Source organism: Streptomyces sp. NPDC001599, assembly GCF_042893535.1.
Taxonomy (GTDB): domain Bacteria; phylum Actinomycetota; class Actinomycetes; order Streptomycetales; family Streptomycetaceae; genus Streptomyces.
Genome location: NZ_JBIAVA010000031.1, coordinates 1 through 17936, shown reverse-complemented (window position 1 = coordinate 17936; position 17936 = coordinate 1). Strand labels below are relative to the sequence as shown.

General features: G+C 73.1%; 15 protein-coding genes. 13 read left to right on the top strand and 2 right to left on the bottom strand.

The features are described from left to right. Positions 1 to 35: 35 nt before the first annotated feature. From ACFYZ3_RS38300 to ACFYZ3_RS38270, 7 genes are all read left to right on the top strand, one after another. Positions 36 to 989, top strand: coding sequence for an ABC transporter ATP-binding protein (locus tag ACFYZ3_RS38300; RefSeq protein ID WP_388527982.1), 954 nt, complete (start codon positions 36 to 38; stop codon positions 987 to 989). Positions 990 to 995: 6 nt separating this feature from the next. After that, positions 996 to 1790, top strand: coding sequence for an ABC transporter permease subunit (locus tag ACFYZ3_RS38295; RefSeq protein WP_388527979.1), 795 nt, complete (start codon positions 996 to 998; stop codon positions 1788 to 1790). 145 nt (positions 1791 to 1935) lie between these two features. After that, positions 1936 to 2391 (top strand): phospholipase, encoded by a 456-nt coding sequence (locus ACFYZ3_RS38290; protein WP_361008209.1) that lies wholly within the window; start codon positions 1936 to 1938, stop codon positions 2389 to 2391. Between the two features lie 77 nt (positions 2392 to 2468). Further along, the gene (locus tag ACFYZ3_RS38285) at positions 2469 to 3323 is read left to right on the top strand and encodes a prephenate dehydrogenase (protein WP_388527976.1); all 855 of its coding nucleotides are present in this window, start codon (positions 2469 to 2471) and stop codon (positions 3321 to 3323) included. Between the two features lie 91 nt (positions 3324 to 3414). Further along, the gene (locus ACFYZ3_RS38280) at positions 3415 to 3843 is read left to right on the top strand and encodes a hypothetical protein (RefSeq protein ID WP_388527973.1); all 429 of its coding nucleotides are present in this window, start codon (positions 3415 to 3417) and stop codon (positions 3841 to 3843) included. Between the two features lie 204 nt (positions 3844 to 4047). Then, positions 4048 to 5229, top strand: coding sequence for an alpha/beta hydrolase family protein (locus ACFYZ3_RS38275; RefSeq protein ID WP_388527970.1), 1182 nt, complete (start codon positions 4048 to 4050; stop codon positions 5227 to 5229). 122 nt (positions 5230 to 5351) lie between these two features. Next, a complete protein-coding gene (locus ACFYZ3_RS38270; RefSeq protein WP_003975599.1) occupies positions 5352 to 5567 on the top strand; it encodes an MbtH family protein in 216 nt (71 codons plus the stop codon). Between the two features lie 60 nt (positions 5568 to 5627). Here the strand turns inward: ACFYZ3_RS38270 and ACFYZ3_RS38265 are convergent, their stop codons facing one another. After that, the gene (locus tag ACFYZ3_RS38265; RefSeq protein WP_388527967.1) at positions 5628 to 7544 is read right to left on the bottom strand and encodes a BTAD domain-containing putative transcriptional regulator; all 1917 of its coding nucleotides are present in this window, start codon (positions 7542 to 7544) and stop codon (positions 5628 to 5630) included. A 747-nt stretch (positions 7545 to 8291) separates the two neighbouring features. After that, positions 8292 to 10682: an HAD-IC family P-type ATPase gene (locus ACFYZ3_RS38260; protein WP_388527964.1), complete on the bottom strand. Its 2391-nt coding sequence runs from the start codon at positions 10680 to 10682 to the stop codon at positions 8292 to 8294. Positions 10683 to 10947: 265 nt separating this feature from the next. On the opposite strand from ACFYZ3_RS38260, the gene ACFYZ3_RS38255 reads away from it, so the two are divergent. The 6 genes from ACFYZ3_RS38255 to ACFYZ3_RS38230 are packed head-to-tail and all read left to right on the top strand — an operon-like array spanning position 10948 to position 17595. Further along, complete coding sequence (locus ACFYZ3_RS38255; RefSeq protein WP_388527962.1) at positions 10948 to 11994, top strand: class I SAM-dependent methyltransferase; 1047 nt, start codon at positions 10948 to 10950, stop codon at positions 11992 to 11994. Continuing rightward, positions 11991 to 13538: an anthranilate synthase component I family protein gene (locus tag ACFYZ3_RS38250; RefSeq protein WP_388527959.1), complete on the top strand. Its 1548-nt coding sequence runs from the start codon at positions 11991 to 11993 to the stop codon at positions 13536 to 13538. The genes ACFYZ3_RS38255 and ACFYZ3_RS38250 overlap by 4 nt, the downstream gene beginning before the upstream one ends. Beyond that, positions 13535 to 14131, top strand: a complete 597-nt coding sequence (locus tag ACFYZ3_RS38245) for an anthranilate synthase component II (RefSeq protein WP_388527956.1) — start codon at positions 13535 to 13537, stop codon at positions 14129 to 14131. The genes ACFYZ3_RS38250 and ACFYZ3_RS38245 overlap by 4 nt, the downstream gene beginning before the upstream one ends. After that, positions 14124 to 15155, top strand: a complete 1032-nt coding sequence (trpD, locus tag ACFYZ3_RS38240; RefSeq protein ID WP_388527953.1) for an anthranilate phosphoribosyltransferase — start codon at positions 14124 to 14126, stop codon at positions 15153 to 15155. The genes ACFYZ3_RS38245 and trpD overlap by 8 nt, the downstream gene beginning before the upstream one ends. Then, positions 15152 to 15928 (top strand): indole-3-glycerol phosphate synthase TrpC, encoded by a 777-nt coding sequence (trpC, locus tag ACFYZ3_RS38235; RefSeq protein WP_361008229.1) that lies wholly within the window; start codon positions 15152 to 15154, stop codon positions 15926 to 15928. The genes trpD and trpC overlap by 4 nt, the downstream gene beginning before the upstream one ends. After that, a complete protein-coding gene (locus ACFYZ3_RS38230; protein ID WP_388527950.1) occupies positions 15925 to 17595 on the top strand; it encodes a class II 3-deoxy-7-phosphoheptulonate synthase in 1671 nt (556 codons plus the stop codon). The genes trpC and ACFYZ3_RS38230 overlap by 4 nt, the downstream gene beginning before the upstream one ends. The last annotated feature ends 341 nt before the right edge of the window (positions 17596 to 17936 follow it).

The window sequence follows — 17936 nt, the reverse complement described above, 5'->3', positions numbered from 1 at the left end:
GTTGAGGACGTGACTTTGGAAGGAGCCACCAGGCGATGATCACTTTGGACCGACTGACCAAGCGGTACGGCGACAAGACGGCGGTCTCGGACCTCTCGTTCGAGATCAATCCGGGAAAGGTCACCGGATTCCTCGGCCCGAACGGCGCGGGAAAGTCGACGACGATGCGCATGATCGTCGGTCTGGACGCGCCCACCTCGGGGCGGGCCCTGGTGGGCGGCAAGCGTTACGAGGAACTGCGGCACCCGTTGCGGGAGGTCGGTGCGCTGCTCGACGCCCGCGCGGGCCACCCCGGCCGTTCGGCCCGGCACCACCTGCTCGGTCTGGCCCGCAGCAACGGGATCCCGGCGTCCCGGGTCGGCGAGGTCCTTGAGACCGTGGGCCTGTCCGAGGTGGCGAACAAGCGCATCGGCTCCTTCTCCCTCGGCATGGGCCAGCGGCTCGGGATCGCCGCCGCCCTGCTGGGCGACCCCAAGGTGCTGCTCTTCGACGAGCCGGTCAACGGACTGGACCCGGACGGTGTGCGCTGGGTCCGCGAGCTGATGCGTTCCCTCGCGGCGGAGGGCAGGACGATCTTCGTGTCCAGTCACCTGATGAGCGAGATGCAGGAGACCGCCGACCACCTCCTGGTCATCGGCCGCGGAAAGATCATCGCGGACGCCCCGATCGAGGAGGTCATCGCGGGCAGCTCGCTGACCGCCGTACGGGTGCGGACCCCGCAGCCCGACGTGCTCAGGCGGGAGCTGCTGGAGTTCGGGCTGCGCGTCGAGCCGAACGCGGACTCCGCGCCCGACGAACTCCTCGTCGTCGGCGGGACCCTGGAGGAGATCGGCGACCTCGCCTTCCACCACCGCGTTCCGATCCACGAACTCAGCATGCGCAAGGCCAGCCTGGAACAGGCGTACATGGAACTCACCGCCGCGAGCGTGGAGTACGGCTCTCCCGCGCTCTCCCAGGTCACCGAAGTCCCGGACCACCAGAAGGCGTAACTGGATATGACTACTACAACCGTCCCCAAGCTCGTGGGTCCCGTGAAGGGCGGCGGCTTCAAGGGCGCCGTCGCGTTCGAGTGGACCAAGTTCTGGAGCGTGCGGGCCACCTGGTGGAACCTGGCCGTCGGCCTGCTGCTCACCGTGGCCTTCGCCGCCATGGTCGGCGCCTCCGCCGACGCCAGCGCGAAGAAGGGCGTCGACGTCACGATGCCCGCCCCGCACCACGCCTCGCAGGCCTTCCTCATCTCCCAGCTGACCATCGTGGTGCTCGCCACCCTCGCCCTCACCAGCGAGTACTCCAGCGGCTCGATCCGCACCACGCTCCAGAGCGTGCCCGCGCGCGGCCGGATGCTGCGCTCCAAGACCCTGGTCGTCGCCGCCGTCGTGGTCGCCGCGGGCTTCGTCTTCAGCTTGCTGGGCACCCTGGTGGCCGCGCCCCTGATGGGCGACTACGGCGACTACAGCGGCGGCCAGCTGTTCGGCACCGCGCTCGGCGCCGGGGTCTACCTCGCCCTCCTCGCCGTCATGGCCATCGGGCTCGGCACCGTCCTGCGCAGCGCCGCGGGCACCATCACGACCCTCATCATGGTCCTGCTCGCGCTGCCCCAGCTGATGGGCGTCGTCGGCGCCAAGTGGCTGGAGACCGCCTCGGACTACATGCCGAGCGTCGCCGGTACCGTCCTGCTGACCCAGGACAGCGACCCCTACGGGGCCGGCACCGCGCTGCTGGTCCTGCTGCTGTGGGCGCTGGCCGCCTACGCCGCCGGCACCGCGGTCCTGCGCCGCCGCGACGCCTGACGCCCCACCCGCCCTGGCTCCCGAAGGGGCCGTGCTCCGGCTGCCGGAGCACGGCCCCTTCGCCGATACCGGTGCGATAAGGGGCCCATAGCGGGTCCCGCCAAGGTGGTGGAGCCGTATCCGCCCCCCACCTTGGAGGCCGCCCGTGCGCACCACCACCAGGACCCGGACCACGCTCGCCGCCGTCGGTGCGGCGCTCGCCCTCGGCGTCGCCGCCGCTCCCGCCCAGGCGGCGCCCGCGGACAAGCCCCAGGTGCTCGCCTCCTTCACCCAGACCAGCGCGTCCAGCCAGAACGCCTGGCTCGCGGCCAACCGGAACCAGTCCGCCTGGGCCGCCTACGAGTTCGACTGGTCCACGGACCTGTGCACCCAGGCGCCCGACAACCCCTTCGGCTTCCCGTTCAACTCGGCCTGCGCGCGCCACGACTTCGGCTACCGCAACTACAAGGCGGCGGGCAGCTTCGACGCCAACAAGAGCCGCATCGACAGCGCCTTCTACGAGGACATGAAGCGCGTCTGCACCGCCTACACCGGCGAGAAGAACACGGCCTGCAACAGCACCGCCTGGACCTACTACCAGGCCGTCAAGATCTTCGGCTGAGCCGAGCCGAACCGAGCCTGCCGAGCAGAGCAGAGCCGAGCAGAGCCGCCCGGGCCCGGGCCGAGAGGGGAAGACGCATGCGCAGCGTCGTCATCGTGGGCGCCGGAGTGATCGGCCGCTCCGTCGGGCTCGCTCTGCGGCGGCACGGCGTGACCACGTACCTGACCGACGCCGACCCCGAGGCGGCGCTGGCGGGCGAACGCTGCGGGGCCGGCTTCGCCGCGCCGCCGCCGCGGCAGGCCGACATCGCGGTGCTCGCGGTGCCGCCCGACCAGGTCGCGCCGGTGCTCGCCGAGCACCAGAAGCTCGGCACGGCCCGCTGCTACACCGACGTCTCCGGCGTCAAGGTGCGTCTGCACCGGGAGGTCAGGGCGCACGGCTGCGACCTGGCCTCCCTGGTCAGCGGCGCCCCCGTGGTCGGGGGCAGCGGCCCCGTCCAGGCCCGCGCCGACCTCTTCGACGGCAGGCCCTGGGCCCTCACGCCCACCGAGGCCACCGGGAACCTCGCCCTGAACTGCGCGCTCGAACTGGTCGCGCTGTGCGGGGCGGTCTCGGTGCTGCTGGACCCCGAGACCCACGACCGCGCCGTGGCCCTCGTCTCGCACGCCCCGCACCTGGTCGCGAGCCTGGTCGCCGCGCGGCTGCTCGGCGGCGACGAGTCGGCCGTACGCCTCGCCGGCCAGGACCTGCGCGACGTCACCAGGACCGCGGACGCCAACCCGGAACGCTGGGCCCGCATCCTGACCGCCAACGCCGGTCCCGTCGCTGACCAGTTGGACGACTGGGCGGCCGAGGCACAGGCGATGGCCCGCGAACTGCGCGACGCCGCCCGGTCCGGGGACACCGACGGCCCGGTCCGGCTGCGGGAGACCCTGCGCTTCGGCGTGGCCGGACGTGCCCGCATCCGGGAGCCGCACACCCCCTCGCCCTGAGCCGAGGGGCGACGGACCGCGGCGGACCCCGGCACCCCTAGGACCCGCGCCACCACCGTCATCCGGCACCACCGATGGAAAGGACACGACCATGCGTGGAATCCTGCGCGCCACGGCGCTCACCGCCGCGATCGGCGCGGTCGCCCTGCTCCCGACGACGGCCGCCTCCGCCGCGCCCGCCGGGGCCGCGGCGGCCGGCTGCGTCACGGACAGCGAGACCGAGGACTTCGGCCGGGGCGAGATCACCGTCTGCGTCGAGGACGGCGAGGTACGGGTGACCGGCCACGTCGAGGACCTCAAGCCCGGCGGCCCCTTCAACGGCGGGGACTCCGGCTGCGTGGGCTGGTGGATCGACTGGGAGACGGCGTCCGGGCCCGACTCCAGCACCAGCACCCTGGCCTGCCCGCACTTCACCGACAAGCCCTACGTCGAGTTCGACTACGACCCGACCGAGTCGGAGTACGGCCCCAAGGACGTCACGGGCGTGGCCGACACCCACCTCACGATGGTCTTCATGTGACGGTCCCGCCCGCCCGACCCTGTCGAAAGGTCAGGGCCGGAGCGTACGGCGGACGACGGAAGTCCAGGCGCTTCACCGGTCGGCCCACGGAGATCGCATCCACTTGAGGCGACCAAGGTGATGAAACCGCCGTTGCCGCTTCCACCTCGTGTTTTGCCCTCCTAGCGTGATCGGTGTCACTGCTTCCCGACGAAGTGAGCGCCGATGCCGAACGTGATGGGAGCCGGCCGCCCGGCGCGCCGGTGTGCCGCCCTGGTGGCGGCCCTGCTGCTGGCCCTCGTGTCCTTCGGCGCGGGCGCCCCAGGCACGGCCGCCGCGCGGGGGGCGCCCGCGCCGGCCGCCGACGCCGCGTGGGCCGCGTCCGCACTGCCCGCGCCGACCGGCGCCCTGCCGGTCGGCGTGCGCACCGCGCACCTGCGCGACACCTCCCGGCGCGACCCCTGGAACCCCGGCCGGTACCGCGAGCTGGCCCTCTCGCTCTGGTACCCGGCGCTGCCCTCGCGGGCGCCGCGCGCCTCGTACGTCACGGCCCGGGAGTCGGCGCTGATCCTGCGCTTCCACCGGGTCGAGGGCGTGCCCGCCGACCTGCTCGGCCGCATCCGCGTGCACGCGCGCACGGCGCCGCCGCCGCTGCCCGCGCCCGCCCGCGGGCTGCCCCTCGTCCTGCTCTCACCGGGCTTCGCGCTGCCCCGTTCCTCGCTGACCGGGCTCGCCGAGGAGCTGGCGAGCCGCGGGTACGCCGTCGCCGCGGTCGACCACGCCTACGAGGCCCCGGCCATCAGCCACCCCGACGGCCGCGTGACCGGGTGCCTGGCCTGCCGACGGCACCCGGAGGGCGCACGGGTCGCCGCCACCCGCGCCGCGGACCTCCGCTTCGTGCGCGAGCGGCTGCTGCGGTCGCCGGGCGCCGTGGGGCTGCCGCGGTTCGACCCGTCCCGGGTGGCGGTGGTGGGCCACTCGATGGGCGGCGCCGCCGCCTTCGAGGCGCTGCGCACCGACGCCGGTTTCGCCGCCGCGGCCAACCTGGACGGCACCGTCCACACCGGCGGGAGGAGTCCGGTGGACCGGCCGTTCCTGCTGCTCGGCGCGGGCAAGCACGGACGGCCCGGCGCCGACCCCACCTGGCAGCGGGCCTGGCGGGACCTGACGGGACCGCGCCGCTGGCTGTCGGTGCGGGGCGCCGGGCACCTGTCCTTCACCGACTACGCGCGGCTCCTCGAACGCACCGGCACGGCGGGCGAGGAGGTCACGCTCGGCGCGGCCGACGCCGGGCGCATCACCAGGGAGCTGGTGGTGGCCTTCCTCGACGAACGGCTGCGCCGGTACGGCCCCCGCCTGGACACCGCCGCCCGGCAGGACCCGGAGGTCCTCACCCACGGACGCTGAACGGCCCGCGGGAAAACGGATCGATATCGGAAGGAAAAACGGTCTCGGTACCTTGACCGGGGTCGGCAGGGTCCGCGACCCGCGCAGAGTCTCCAGCCCGACGCTCCCGGAAGGAATGCGACGTGACCAATCCGTTCGAAGACGCAGACGGCCGCTATCTCGTGCTGGTCAATGATGAGGGGCAGCACTCGCTGTGGCCGTCCTTCGTGGACGTGCCCGCCGGGTGGACGGTCGCCCTCGGCGAGTCCGACCGGGAGGCGTGCCTGGAGTACGTGGAGAAGAACTGGACCGACATGCGGCCCAGGAGCCTCGTGGAGGCGATGAGCACCGGCAACTGACCGGACACGACGGCCCGTACGTCCCCGGAAGGGGGCGTACGGGCCGTCGCCGTCTCCGGCTCAGTCGGTGAGGGCCACGGCGACCGGGGCCGCGGTCTCCAGGGACCCCGCGGCCGCCAGGCAGTGGGACGCGTGCAGCCGCACCAGCTCCTGCCACTGGAAGCGCATCCCGCCCCAGCGGCTGCGGCCGACCGCCTCCAGGAGCTGCGCGTCGACCAGGGTCTCGATCAGGTCCTCGGCCTCCAGCAGGTCCGTGCCGAGCACCCGGGCCGCCTGCGCCGCGTCGAAGTCCGCGTCGCCGAGGCGGCTCAGCTCCCGGTAGGCGAAGGCCACCCTGGGGTCCAGCTCCCGCATGCTGCGGTCCAGCCGGGCGCGCAGCGAGTCCTCCCCGATGCTGAGGGCCGCCAGCCGGTCGCCCGAGCGTTCCAGCCGGGAGACCAGGTCGAGCACGCGCCAGTGCGTCTTGGTGAGCAGCCTGGCCGCGGCGGCCCGCAGCGCCAGCGGCGAGTGCCCGCACAGTGCGGCGAGCCTGCTGGTCGCCTCGGGGACGTCCTGCGCCCGTGAGTCCCGCAGCACGCCGGCCAGCGTCTCCCGCGCCTCGTCGTCCGACAGGGGCGCGACCCGCAGTCGGAAGGTGCGGTACTTCTGCATCAGCTCGTCCAGGTTGGCCCGGCCGGTGATGAGTACGCAGCACCCGCCGCTCGTGGGCAGCAGATGACGTACCTGGGCGTAGGACGAGGCGTGGTCGAGCACGATCAGGACCCGCCTGCCCTCCAGCAGTCCGCGGTACCGCTCCGCCGCCTCGGCGGGCTCGGCGGGCAGTGGACCCTCGTCCCCCAACTGGCGCAGGAACTGGTGGAGCACCTCCAGCGGGCCGCCCTCCCGCAGGTCGGCGAAGAGCTGCCCGTCGGGAAATCTGTGCGCCACGCGGTGCGCCCAGTTGATCGCCAGGCTCGTCTTTCCGATTCCGGGACTTCCGGTGAGGTAGGCGATGGCGGGCGGATTCTGCGCGGATCCGTCGAGCAGGACGTCATCCATCAACCACTGCTCCCGGCTACGCCCGATGAAGTAGGCGTCGCTTTCCGGAAGCTGACTCGGAACGGTCTGCGGCCGCTCCTTTTTCGCCGCCGCTATGCCCAGGACGCCGAGCTGTGGAAATTCGTCGCGGAGGATCGAGTCGTGCAGCGACTGGAGGTCGGTACCCAGTTCAAGACCGATCTCTTCGATGGAATGCCGCATTCCGTCGCGGAATGTCGTGAGCGCCTCCGCCCGCCGTCCCGCACGGTACTGAGCGAGCATCAGGTAGTAGCGCAGCCGGTCGCGCAGCGGGCAGGCGCCCACCAGTGCCTGGAGTTCGCCCAGGACCGACTGGTGCTCGCCCAGTTGGAGGCGCAGCGCCATGTGCTGTTCGACCGCCAGCATGCGCTGTTCGTCCAGTCGGGCCGCCTCGGTCTCGGCGAAGGGCGCGTGGACGCCGCCCAGGGCGGGGCCGCGCCACAGGGCCAGGGCCTGGCGCAGCGCCTCGGCCGCCGGGGCCGGGCGGTTGTCCGCCGTCAGTTCGGTGGCTCTGGAGACCAGTTGTTCGAAACGGAGCGAGTCGAGTGAGTGGCCGGCGAGGCTGAGCATGTAGCCGGGTGTGGCCGTGATGATGGTTTCCCGTTCCCAGCCCGCGGTACGGAAGATTTTGCGCAGTGTGGCAATGCAAATGGCCACCTGGGTGCGGGCGGTACTGGGTGGACGGCCGTTCCAGACCTCCTCTATCAGGGAGTCGAAAGAAACGACCTGATTAGCGGAGAGAAGCAGTGCGGAGAGCACGGCTCGTTGCCGGGGACCGCCCACCGTAAGACCTCGGCCATTCATATGTACTTCGAGTGGCCCGAGCACTCCGAATTCGAGACCGGCGACCGGGATTTCCTTTTGGGAGACTTCCGCATTGCCGATTCTCTGGTATATCGGTTCTATCAGCCGAAGATCCATGACCTCTTGATACCCCCGCGTCAAGTTGTGCTGATGTCTGCGTGCCGAAACTCTCCGAAGCCGTCGGGTGCCACGGGCATGAAGACTCCGTTACGGCCGGGTCAGCCGGGTTCACCGCTGGTCGGGGCCTCGTCGTCATGTCGCTCACCTCCGGGTCCGGGTCGCTGCGTCAGGAGCTGCTGGTCTGTGCGTGGGTCCTCACTTCCCTTCGGTTCCATGCGCCCGGACCGGTGGCCGGGCGGCAGTGCGAGGGGGGGGAGCGTCGCGGAAGTCGCGGTCGTGGTTGCCGGTGCGGCGCTGCCTGCGACCCGGCCCAATCTGACCTGCGGATTTTTTCCTTCGTAGCCGGCTCCCCCCTGCCTGCAGTCGGAATAATACGGATCTTCTTTGAATCCAACACTCAACTTTCGGCAGGTCTCTGCCCTGGCTTTCGTCAGTGCGCCGTTTGCTATTCCCCGATGGCCTGGATTCGGCCCCGAGGTTACCTGCCGGTTACTTTCGCCGCGGATTGCGTAAGGAATGTGAAATCTGCTGGTGGCGGCGGATGCCGGGGCTCGTCCCGGTGCCGTGGCGGGCCGCCCGGCGAGCGGCCCGGAGCCGACTCCTCCACTCGCGCCGGTGGCCAGGTTTGGCCGGATCGTGTCGTTCCGGTCGGTGCGGGCGCAGAAAGACGGAGGGGACGCCCGGCACGGACCGGGCGTCCCCTCCTCTTCACCGGGCGGTACGGGGGTCGACCGCCCGGTGGGCTCAGTCGGCGTCGAGACGACGCCGCATACGTGCCCACACGAACTCCAGCGCCAGCCCGGCGACCGCCGCACAGGCGACCGCCGCCCACGGCGCGGTGACGCCGACCAGCTTCAGCTGGAAGAACTCCTGGAGGTAGGGCACGACCAGCACCACGGCGAAGCTCACCGCCATGGTCAGCACCAGCAGCACGCGCCACCAGGTGTACGGGCGGGCGATGACGGCCAGCGCCCACAGGGCCGTGAGGAACAGCGCGAGGGTCGCCGCCGAGGTCTCGGCGTCCAGGTTGTCGTCGTATACCGACCGGGCGATCAGATAGGCGACCGAGGTGGCGGTGGCCGCGAGCGCGCCGGCCGGGATCGCGAACCTGAGGACCCGGCCGACGAAGTTGGACCGGGCCCGCTCCTTGTTGGGCGCGAGGGCGAGGAAGAACGCGGGGATGCCGATGGTCAGCGACCCGACCAGCGTGATGTGGCGCGGCAGGAAGGGGTACGGCACCTGGGCGATCACGACGACCAGCGCCATCAGCACCGAGTAGACGGTCTTGGTGAGGAACAGGTTGGCCACCCGCTCGATGTTGCCGATGACCCGGCGCCCCTCCGCGACCACCGAGGGCAGCGCCGAGAAGTTGTTGTTCAGCAGGACGATTTGCGCGACCGCCCGGGTGGCCGGACTGCCCGAGCCCATCCCCACGCCGATGTCCGCGTCCTTGAGCGCGAGGACGTCGTTGACGCCGTCGCCCGTCATCGCCACGGTGTGCCCGCGGGACTGGAGCGCGCCCACCATGTCCCGCTTCTGCTGCGGGCCCACCCGTCCGAAGACGGTGTTCTCCTCGACCGCGTCGGCCAGCTCCGCCCGGTCCTCCGGCAGGAACCGGGCGTCCACCGGCCGTTCCGCCCCGGGCAGCGACAGGCTCGACGCCACGGCCCCCACCGAGACCGCGTTGTCGCCCGAGATCACCTTGGCCGTGACGCCCTGGTCGGCGAAGTACTCCAGGGTGGCCCGCGCCTCCGGCCGCACCCGCTGCTTGATGACGACGAGCGCGGCGGCCGTGACCGCGGCGGGCACGGCCGCGGGATCGTCCATGAGCGCGTCCAGCGGCCGGTCGCTGCGCGCCAGGAGCAGCACGCGCAGCCCCCGGGCCCCGTAGGAGTCGGCGGCGGTGAGCACCGAGTGCCCGGCCGGCAGCATCGTGTCCGGCGCCCCCAGCAGCCACGCCGACTCCGTGCCGGCGGGCTCGACGAAGGAGGCGCCGCTCCACCGCCGGGCGGACGAGAACGGCGCGGTGGCGGTGCGCCGCCAGCCCTCGGGAGCGGGGTACGACTCGATGATCGCCTGGAGGCTGGCGTTGGGCCGCTCGTCGGCGGCGCCCAGGGCGCCGAGCACCGCGTCGACCGGCAGTTCCGGCAGCAGCGGGAGGACCTCGTCGACGTCCATCGACGCCTCGGTGAGCGTGCCCGTCTTGTCCAGGCAGACCGTGTCCACCCGCGCCAGCCCCTCGATGGCGGGCAGTTCCTGCACGAGGCACTGCTTCTTGCCGAGCCGGACCACCCCGACCGCGAAGGCCAGCGAGGTCAGCAGCACCAGGCCCTCGGGCACCATGGGGACGAGACCGCCCACCATGCGCCGGATCGCCTCCGAGAAGTTGTCGTCGTTCACCACGAACTGCGTGATGATCAGCGCGATGCCCGCCGGGACGATCGCGTAGGTCACGAACTTCAGGATCCGGTCGATGCCGTTGCGCAGCTCGGAGTTGACGAGGCTGAAGCGCCGCGCCTCGTCGGCGAGCTGCGAGGCGTACGCCTCCTTGCCCACCCGGGTGGCGGTGAACGTCCCCGAGCCGGCCACCACGAAGCTGCCGGACATCACCGGGTCGCCGGGCTGCTTGACCACCGGGTCGGCCTCGCCGGTGAGCAGCGACTCGTCGACCTCCAGGTTGTCGCCCGAGGTGACCGTGCCGTCCACCACGATCTTGTCGCCCTGGCCGAGGTCGATGGAGTCGTCGATGACGATCTCGGAGGCGCTGAGTTCGAGCCGCTGCCCGTCCCGCCACACGCGGGGGCGGCTCTCGCCGACGATCGCCAGCTGGTCCAGGGTCCGCTTGGCGCGCACCTCCTGGATGATGCCGATCGCGGTGTTGGCGAGGATGACGCCGCCGAACAGACCGTCCTGCACCGGCCCGACGATCATCACGATGACGAACAGCACGCCGATGATCGCGTTGATGCGCGTGAACAGGTTGCTGCGGACGATCTCCCCGATCGTGCGGCTCGACCGGGCCGGTACGTCGTTGACCTGCCCCGCCGCGACCCGTTCGGCGACCTCGGCCGCGCTCAGGCCGCCACCCCCGCCGACGCGGACCGCGCCCCCCGGCTCGTCCAACTGGTTCTTCATCCCTGACGCCCTCCGGGCTCGACTCCGCGCTCAGTTCCGGTCTCGGCTGCGTCCCCCGCGAAGTGACTGTAGGAGCCCGTCATCCGCCGTCACCAGGCACGAACGACGTCTCTTGGGCCTTACTTTCGACAGGGACGGATCTTGGCCCGGCGGGGCGAAAACCAATCGATATCGAGGAGAAAGTTGACGCTCCTACCGTCGTGCCGGCAGGCCCGGCGGGCATCGTCTTGCCCGCGTCCACCCCCACCCGAGGAGATCCCGACGCATGCGCGCACAGACGAGCGGACCCACCGTGACCGGGGACGACGTGCAGGGGCAGCTGGCGGAACTGCGGCGGAGCCACCCCGAGCTGCACGCCCTCGCCGACCCGCGGCGGATCGCCGCCTGGGAGGCGGCCAGGGACAGCGTCCCCGGGCGCCACGACGACTTCGGCGCCGACGGGGAGGGCAGCCGGGGCGTGGAGTACGTACAGGCCCAGGCCCTCAACCGGCGCGCCCGCGAGACGGGGATCAGGAAGCTCCTCGGCTTCGCCGAGACCGCCCGCCGCACCGCCGACGGCGACCGGCCCGTCCTGGTCGACCTGCTCGGCGGCGACGGACTGGTGCGCAAGGTCTGCGAGGACCTGGGCATCGGCGACTTCAACATCCTCACCTGCGACGCGTCCCCCCACATGGTGACCACGGCGTGGGCGGCCGGCGTGCCCGCCCTGCTCCAGCGGGCCGAGCAGCCGCTGCTGCGCGACCACAGCGTCGACGCCGTCCTGCTGGCCTACGGCTCGCACCACGTACCGCCCTCGGACCGGCAGACGGTGGCCACCGAGGCCCGCCGGATGCTCCGCCCCGGCGGCACGTTCGTCCTGCACGACTTCCTCGTCGGCTCGCCCGTGGACGTGTGGTTCGAGGAGGTCACCGACGTGTACTCGGCGACCGGCCACAAGTTCCTGCACTTCACCCGGGACGAGATCGAGGGGTACCTGGAGAAGGCGGGCTACGACCACCGCGAGGTCGTGGAGATCGACGACCCCTACACCGCCGTCGCCGCCACCCCCGAGGAGGCGGAGCTGGAGATCGGCCGGTACCTGCTGAACATGTACGGCCTGGTCAAGGTCTTCGAGGGGCGCACCGAGCAGGAGGCGTACCGCTGGGTGGCCGAGACCGCCAAGGCCGTCTTCCGCTACCCGGACGCCGAGGGCGGTCTCGCCTCCTGCGAACTGCGCCGCGAGGAGGCCGCCGGCGGGTGGCGCGTCACCATTCCGCGGCGCGCCGTCGTCGGAGTGGGCCGGGTCTCGGCCACCGCCGGGAAGGCGGCATGACCACCCACGCCGCCGAGGCGCCCACGACGGACGCACAGGGCGCACAGGGCGCACAGGACACACAGGATGCACAGGACGCGGCGGAGTCCGCCGAGGCGGCCGCCCGCGCCACCGTCCCGCACCGCGCCGCCGCCGCGGCACTCGCCCGCGAGCACGACGTCGTCCCGCTCCACCAGGAGTTCCTGGACGACTCGGTCAGCCCCGTCACCGCCTTCGCCCAGCTGTGCGGACCGGACGAGGCGGGATTCCTGCTGGAGAGCGTGCCGGTCTCCGGCGGCGTGGCACGGTACTCGTACGTCGGCCACCGCCCGGTCCCGCTCGAGCTGCCGGGCGGCGACCCGCTGACCGCGCTGCGGTCCCACCTGGCCCGGTCCGTGGCGCCGGTGCCCGGACTGCCGCCGTTCCACGGCGGGGTCGTCGGCTACCTCGGGTACGAGGCGGCACGCCACTTCGAGGACCTGCCCCTGGCCGCCGGACCGCCGCCCGGACTGCCCGAGTCCGCCTTCCTCGCCGCCGACGACCTCGTCGTCTTCGACCACGCGACCCGGCGCGTCCTGCTGATGACCCTGTACCGCCCGGCCCGCGAGTCCTACGACGACGCCGTCGCCCGCATCGTGCGCCTCAACCGCGCACTGCGCCGCGCGCCGGCGCCCGCCGTCTTCTCCGGCCGCCCGCTCGCCGCCGCCACGCCGGCCGACCACGGGACGGAGGGCTGGACCGCGAACCTCACCGAGGACCAGTTCACCGACCGGGTCGCCCGCGCCCGGGAGCACATCGCGGCCGGTGACGCCTTCCAGATCGTGCTCTCCCGGCGGCTCAGCAGGCCGCTGCGCGCCCGGCCGCTCGACCTGTACCGGCACCTGCGCGCCACCAACCCCTCGCCGTACATGTACCACCTGAGCCTGGGCGGCGGGCGGCACGTCATCGGCGCCTCCCCCGAGCTGCTCGTCAAGGCGGAGGGCCGCACGGTGCGCACCCGGCCCCTCGCGGGCACCCGGCCCCGCCACCCCGACCCCGCCGAGGACCTGCGGCTGGAGCGGGAGTTGCGCGCCGACGAGAAGGAACGCGCCGAGCACGTCATGCTGGTCGACCTCGGGCGCAACGACCTGGGCCGGGTCACCGAACCGGGCACGGTCCGGGTGGAGCGGCTGATGCGGGTCGAGCGCTTCTCCCACGTGATGCACCTGTCGTCCACCGTGCGCGGACGGCTCGCCGAGGGCCGGGACGCGCTGGACGCCCTGCGCTCCGCCTTCCCCGCCGGAACGCTCTCCGGGGCGCCCAAGATCCGGGCCATGGAGATCATCGCCGAGCTGGAGCCCGAGCAGCGCGGGGTGTACGGCGGCGCCCTCGGCTTCGTCGGCGCGGACGGCCTGACCGACTTCGCTATCGCCCTGCGCACCATGGTCGTCGCCGACGGCCAGGTGCACGTGCAGGCGGGCGCCGGGATCGTCGCCGACTCCGACCCCGCGGCCGAGTTCCGCGAGACCCTGCACAAGTCGCGCGCCATGCTCGCGGCCGTACGGCGGGCGGAGGCGGCGGCATGAGCGCCCCCACCGGCACCCGCGCGGCCCCACGGGTCGCGGTGATCGACAACTACGACTCGTTCACCTACAACCTCGTCCACTACGTCGCCGAACTGGGCGGCCGCCCCACGGTGTTCCGCAACGACGCCGTCACCCTCGACGAACTCGCCGGGTTCGACCTGCTGCTGCTCTCGCCGGGCCCCGGCACCCCCGCCGGCGCCGGCATCTGCGTGGACGCGGTCCGCGCACTCGGCGCACGGCTGCCCGTCCTCGGCGTGTGCCTGGGCCACCAGGCCGTCGCCGTCGCCTACGGCGGCTCGGTGGTGCGCGGCGAGCAGGTGCACGGCAAGGCCAGTGCCGTGCACCACGACGGCGGCGGGGTCTTCGCCGGCCTGCCCGACCCGTTCAGCGCCACCCGCTACCACTCGCTCGTGGTCGAGCCCGCCGGCCTGCCGGACGAGCTGACCGTCACGGCCCGCACCGCGGACGGCACGGTCATGGGCCTGCGCCACCGCACGCACCCGGTCCACGGGGTGCAGTTCCACCCCGAGTCGGTGCTCAGCCCCGAGGGCAAGCAGCTGATCGCGAACTTCCTGGAGTGCGCCGATGATTGAGTCACTGAGAACGCTCGTACGGCGGCCCCTCACCGAGGCCGAGGCGGCCGAGGCGATGCGCGTGATCATGCGCGGCGAGGCCACGGCGGCCCAGATCGCCGGGTTCGCGCTGGCCGTCACGGTGCGCGGCGCCTCCGCCGACGACCTGGTCGGCATGGCCCGCGCCGCCCAGGAGTTCGCCACGCCGGTGCCCCGCGCGGGCGGCGATCTGCTCGACACCTGCGGGACCGGCGGCGACGGCCTGAACACCTTCAACATCTCCACCGCCGCCGCGATCGTCGCCGCCGCCTGCGGTGTACGGGTCGCCAAGCACGGCAACCGCAGCGCGTCCTCCGCCTGCGGCAGCGCCGACGTGCTGGAGGAACTGGGCGTCCGCATCGACCTCGGCGCCGAGGAGGCCGCCGCCTGCCTGGACCGCACCGGGATCACCTTCCTGTTCGCCCCGGTCTTCCACCCGGCCTTCCGGCACACGGCGGGACCGCGCCGGGAACTGGGCGCGCGGACCGTCTTCAACCTGCTGGGACCCCTGTGCAACCCCTCGGGCGCCCGGCTGCGCACCCTGGGGGTGCCGAGCCGCGAGCTGGTGGAGCCGATGACCGAGGTCCTCGAACGGCTCGGCGTCACCCGCGCCCTGGTCTTCCACAGCGCGGACGGCATGGACGAACTGAGCACCGGGGCCCCCGCCCACCTGGTCGAACTGCGCGACGGACGGCGCACCACCCACCGCTTCGACCCCGCCGAGCACGGGCTGGCCCGGTCCCGCCCCGGCGACCTGGCCGGCGGCGACCGCGCCGTCAACGCGGCCGTCCTGCGCCGCGTCCTGGCCGGTGAACGCGGACCCGCGCGGGACGTCGTCCTGCTCAACGCCGCCGCGGCGCTGCGGGTCGCGGACCTGGCCGGCACCTGGCCCGACGGGCTGCGGCTGGCCGCGTCCGCCGTCGACGGGGGCGCCGCCGCCGACCTGCTGGACCGCTGGGCCCACGCCTCCTGGCAGCGGGCGGACCTGGTGGAGGTGCCGGCATGAGCGGCATCCTGGCCGGCCTCGTCGCCGAGGCCGAGTCGCAGACCGGGCGCCGGCGCGCGCTGCGCACCGAGGCGAAGCTGACCGAGCTGGCCGCCGCGGCGCCCCCGGCCCGCGACTTCGCCGCCGCGCTGCGCGAACCCGGGCTCGGCGTCATCGCCGAGATGAAGCCCCGCAGCCCCTCCAAGGGGCCGCTCACCGACGACTACCGGCCGGCCGAACTGGCCCGCGCCTATCAGGGCGGCGGCGCCCACGCCGTGTCGGTGCTCACCCACGAGGCGGGCTTCGGCGGCAGCCCGGACCACCTGGCCGTCGCCCGCGCCGCCTGCGAACTCCCCGTATTGCGCAAGGACTTCGTCGTCGACGAGTACCAGATCCTGGAGGCCCGGGCGCTCGGCGCCGACGCCCTGCTGCTGATCGTCGCCGCGCTCAGCCCCGCACGGCTCGCCGCACTCCTGGCCCGCACCCGTGCCTGCGGCATGGAGGCGCTGGTCGAGGTGCACGACGAACGGGAAGTGGACGTGGCCCTGGAGGCGGGCGCCGACGTGATCGGCGTCAACCACCGTGACCTGCGGGACTTCTCGATCGACCGGACCCTTTCGGCTCGGCTGCGGGGGCGGGTGGGCACCGGGCGGGTCATGGTCGGGGAGAGCGGCGTCCGCGGCGCACCCGACGCCCGCGCGCTGGAAGCGGCCGGGGTGGACGCGGTCCTGGTCGGAGAACTGCTCATGCGGGCCGGCGACCCCGGCGCCACGATCAAGGAACTGGTCGGATGACGGCGAGCGACACACACACCGAACCCCACACGTCCCCGACCGGGACCGGCACGTCTACCCCGGCCGGGACCGGCACGTCGACCGCGGACCGGACCGACGCGGTGGTTCAGGCCGGGACTGGTGCGTTGACCTCGGTCGGGACCGGCACGTCGACCGCGGCCGGGACCGGCACGGTGGCTCCGGTCGGGACCGGCGGGGTGACCCCGGACCGGCCCGGCACGGGGGCCGCGACCGGGACCGACACGGCGACCCCGGTCGGGACCGGCACGGCGGCCCCGGGACGGCCCGGCCCCGTGGCCGACGTCGGGCGGGGCGGATGGAGCCCCGGCTCGTGGCGGAGTCGGACGGCCGAGCAGCAGCCGGAGTGGCCCGACCCCGGGGAACTGCGCGGCGTGGAGGACACCCTCGCCCTCAGGCCGCCCCTGGTACTGCCCGACGAGATCCTCGACCTGCGCCGCTCCCTGGCCCAGGTGGCCGCGGGGGAGGGCTTCCTGCTCCAGGCGGGCGACTGCGCGGAGCGGTTCGGCTCCTGCACCGAGGCCGGGGTGCGCGGCAAGCTGCGGGTCATCCTCCAGGTGGCCATCCTGCTCACCTACGGCTCCGGGCTGCCGGTGGTGAAGGTGGGCAGGATCGCCGGTCAGTTCGGCAAGCCCCGCAGCCGCCCCACGGAAACCGTCGACGGCGTCGAACTGCCCGCCTACCGCGGGGACATCGTCAACGGACCCAAGTTCACCGCCGAGGCCCGCCGCCCGGACGCGGGCCGCCTGCTGAGCGCCTACCACCACGCCTCGGCGGCCCTGAACGTGCTGCGGGCGCTCACCCTGGGCGGCTACGCCGACCTGGGCCAGGTCCACGACTGGAACCAGGAGTTCGTCCGGCGCAGCTCCGCCGGGCAGCGGTACGAGAAGGCCGCCGACGACATCACCTGGGCCCTCCGGTTCATGTCCGCCTGCGGCCTGGACACCCGCTCCCAGGCCGCCCTGCACCAGGTCCAGCTCTACACCTCGCACGAGGCGCTGCTGCCGCAGTACGAGCAGGCGCTGATCCGGTACGACGAGAAGCGGCGGGGCTGGTTCGACACCAGTGCGCACCTGCTGTGGATCGGCGACCGCACCCGCCGCGTCGACGGTGCGCACGTGGAACTGCTCGCCGGGGTGGACAATCCGGTCGGCGTCAAGGTGGGACCCACCATGGGCGTCGCCGACCTGCGGGAACTGTGCGAGCGGCTGGACCCGGACCGGGCGCCGGGCAGGCTCGTCCTGATCAGCAGGCTCGGCGCCGGGCGGGGCGCGGAGCTGCTGCCGCCGCTGCTGCGGGCCGTGCGGGACGCCGGGCACGCCCCGGTGTGGGCCTGCGATCCCATGCACGGGAACACCTTCGTCTCCGGGAGCGGCTACAAGACCCGCCGGCTGTCGGACATCACCACCGAGGTGGCCGAGTTCTTCGCGGTGCACCGCGAGGAGGGCCTGCACCCGGGCGGAATCCATCTCGAACTCACCGGCGACGACGTCACCGAGTGCCTCGGCGGCGACCTCGACGAGGTGCTGGACACCCACCTGGCCAGCCGCTACGAGACGGCCTGCGACCCACGGCTGAACGCCGCCCAGTCGATCGAACTCGCCTTCCACGTCGCCCAGTTCCTGCGCGAACTGCGCGGTGGTGCGTGAGGGCGGGAGCATGAGGGGAGGGAGCGCGGGGGCGGAGCGTTCCGCCGCCCGGCCGCCGTACTGCCGAAGGTAAGTCCCGTACCTGACGAACGCCAGGTGTGCCGCCGTGAACGGTCTCCGTACCCTCGTGCGCAGGGGCCTGAAAATTCCCCCGCAGGCTCCTGGCGCAACCGGCCCGGGGGGGGGGGGGGGGGGGGGGGGGGGGGGGCCCCCGCCCCCCCCCGCGGGGGGGGGGGGGGGGGGGGGGGGGGGGGCCGGCGGCCCCCCCCCCCCACGCCTGGGGGTCAGTCCAGCGGTTCGACCCGGATGTCGCGGAACCGGACCTTGTTCCCGTGGTCCTG

What these genes read in the sequence shown, in the direction of transcription:
- ACFYZ3_RS38300 (WP_388527982.1), top strand. Translation starts at nt 36, where the DNA reads ATGATCACTTTGGACCGACTGACCAAGCGGTACGGCGACAAGACGGCG.
- ACFYZ3_RS38295 (WP_388527979.1), top strand. Translation starts at nt 996, where the DNA reads ATGACTACTACAACCGTCCCCAAGCTCGTGGGTCCCGTGAAGGGCGGC.
- ACFYZ3_RS38285 (WP_388527976.1), top strand. Translation starts at nt 2,469, where the DNA reads ATGCGCAGCGTCGTCATCGTGGGCGCCGGAGTGATCGGCCGCTCCGTC.
- ACFYZ3_RS38280 (WP_388527973.1), top strand. Translation starts at nt 3,415, where the DNA reads ATGCGTGGAATCCTGCGCGCCACGGCGCTCACCGCCGCGATCGGCGCG.
- ACFYZ3_RS38275 (WP_388527970.1), top strand. Translation starts at nt 4,048, where the DNA reads ATGCCGAACGTGATGGGAGCCGGCCGCCCGGCGCGCCGGTGTGCCGCC.
- ACFYZ3_RS38265 (WP_388527967.1), bottom strand. Translation starts at nt 7,544, where the DNA reads ATGGATCTTCGGCTGATAGAACCGATATACCAGAGAATCGGCAATGCG.
- ACFYZ3_RS38260 (WP_388527964.1), bottom strand. Translation starts at nt 10,682, where the DNA reads ATGAAGAACCAGTTGGACGAGCCGGGGGGCGCGGTCCGCGTCGGCGGG.
- ACFYZ3_RS38255 (WP_388527962.1), top strand. Translation starts at nt 10,948, where the DNA reads ATGCGCGCACAGACGAGCGGACCCACCGTGACCGGGGACGACGTGCAG.
- ACFYZ3_RS38250 (WP_388527959.1), top strand. Translation starts at nt 11,991, where the DNA reads ATGACCACCCACGCCGCCGAGGCGCCCACGACGGACGCACAGGGCGCA.
- ACFYZ3_RS38245 (WP_388527956.1), top strand. Translation starts at nt 13,535, where the DNA reads ATGAGCGCCCCCACCGGCACCCGCGCGGCCCCACGGGTCGCGGTGATC.
- trpD (WP_388527953.1), top strand. Translation starts at nt 14,124, where the DNA reads ATGATTGAGTCACTGAGAACGCTCGTACGGCGGCCCCTCACCGAGGCC.
- trpC (WP_361008229.1), top strand. Translation starts at nt 15,152, where the DNA reads ATGAGCGGCATCCTGGCCGGCCTCGTCGCCGAGGCCGAGTCGCAGACC.
- ACFYZ3_RS38230 (WP_388527950.1), top strand. Translation starts at nt 15,925, where the DNA reads ATGACGGCGAGCGACACACACACCGAACCCCACACGTCCCCGACCGGG.